The organism is Planobispora rosea, from assembly GCF_014648175.1.
GTDB classification, from domain to species: Bacteria; Actinomycetota; Actinomycetes; order Streptosporangiales; family Streptosporangiaceae; genus Planobispora; species Planobispora rosea.
On record NZ_BMQP01000147.1, the window covers coordinates 1 to 637 of the forward strand.

General features: G+C 65.1%; 1 protein-coding gene. It reads right to left on the bottom strand.

All coding sequences use genetic code 11. The features are described from left to right. On the bottom strand, window positions 1–616 hold a 616-nt coding region (locus IEZ08_RS39160), incomplete at its 3' end, for an EAL domain-containing protein (protein WP_189244263.1). Window positions 617–637 lie beyond the last annotated feature (21 nt).

The following is a 637-nucleotide window of genomic DNA, read 5'->3' on the forward strand; positions in this document are numbered from 1 at the left end:
CACGCGACTCGACCCCCTCCACCACCGTGGCCAGGTTCAAACTCGCCGCCAACTCCACGATCGCCCGGGTGAACGCCCGCGCCTGACGATGATCGGCATTGGTCAACGGAGCCGTGAACGAACGATCAATCTTCAAAATGTCCACCGGCAACGTCCGCAAATACGCCAGCGAGGAATACCCGGTACCGAAATCATCCAACGCGATCCGCACCCCATGAGCCCGCAGATCCGCCAGCACCTCCACCACCCGCTGCGTCTCGGCCGGACTGGTGGCCAACAACATGCTCTCGGTCACCTCCAACGTCAACGCATTACGCGGCAGCGCATGCCGGGCCAGCACCTCCAGCACCACCTCCCGGAAACTACGCTCACGCAACTGCCGCCCCGAGACATTGACCGTCACCGCGATACCGTGCCGCTCATGCCAGCGCTTGGCATCGGCACAGGCCTGCTCCAACGCCCAGCGACCGATCTCCACGATCAACCCGGTGTCCTCGGCCACCGGAATGAACACATCCGGCGGAATCGGCCGGCCCCCCGCCGGCGTCCAGCGCAACAACGCCTCCACCGCATAGATACCGCCCGAGGCCAAATCCACCACCGGCTGATAGGCCACCGCCAACTCCCCCCGCACCAG